Origin of the sequence: uncultured Methanobrevibacter sp., assembly GCF_902801725.1 — an archaeon.
GTDB lineage: Archaea > Methanobacteriota > Methanobacteria > Methanobacteriales > Methanobacteriaceae > Methanocatella.
On sequence record NZ_CADCJB010000073.1, the window covers coordinates 4188 to 5257 of the forward strand.

The 1070-nt window shown below is 34.7% G+C and carries 1 protein-coding gene; it reads left to right on the forward strand.

Annotated features, from left to right (window positions below; all coding sequences use genetic code 11):
- Positions 1-136: 136 nt before the first annotated feature.
- Positions 137-1070, forward strand: a 934-nt coding sequence (locus tag QZV68_RS10075) for a hypothetical protein (protein ID WP_296880867.1), incomplete at its 3' end; no start/stop codon positions are given.

A 1070-nucleotide genomic window follows, 5' to 3' on the forward strand; every position in this document is an offset into this window, starting at 1 on the left:
TTTAAGACATATTCAGTAAAATAATTTGAGGTTTTCAGACCATCTAATACAAAATCATGATTTGGCATTCTTTGGTTTAACATCAAAATATATAATAATCATATTGAATATATTCATCTTAAATGGAGAGAATCCTATGGATAAAAAAATATTTTTTGTTTTATTGGCGTTAATCATTGTCTTTTCTATTGGGGCAATTCATGCAGGAGACATCAATTCAACAGCATTAAATTCAAGTGGTAATGATGATCTTCAAATTGATGATTCAGCTTCATTCAATGGGGCGGATTCCAATGCAGACCATTTGGATGAAAGTGATAAAAATCAGACAGAATTTGTTTCACCTTCAGACAATGTTTATTATAAAGGTTCTTATGGCGTAACTTTAAGGGATTCCGCTTCAAGTGAGGGTTTATCGAATAAAACGGTTGATTTTGTTATAAATGATGTTAAATATGGTGCTATAACTGATGATGGCGGCAGGGCCAATATTGATTTGACCATATCTCCTGGAAAGTATGATGTATTCATCTCATTTGGTGGAGACGGGGATTATGGCATGTGCAATTTGACTCATTCATTCAAGATATTGCCGACTGTCAAGTCAAATGATGTCTCAAAATATTATAATGCAAAAACCCCATATACTGCACAGTTTTTCGATACCAAAGGTAATGCCTTGGCAAACACGGTAGTTAGCGTAAGTGTCAATGGCAAGCCCTATAATGTCAAGACTGACGGCAATGGTTTTGCAAGGCGGGAAATGAATTTAAATCCGGGCACATATAAAATCGTTTCAACTAATCCTCTTATGGGCTATTCGATAACCACCAATTTTGTAATTTTATCCACAATAAGCTCATCAGACGTCAAGCAGGTTCAGGGCCAAAATAAGAAATTTAAGGCATGGTTTTTTAAAAGCGATGGAAAGCCGCTGGCAAAAACCTATGTGAAATATAAATTAAATGGTAAAACCCACAAGGTCAAGACGAATGCCAATGGAATGATAAGCATTTCCTTAAAAAAGCTTAAGAAAGGAACCTTTAAGATTGTCTGTTATAATAAGGATG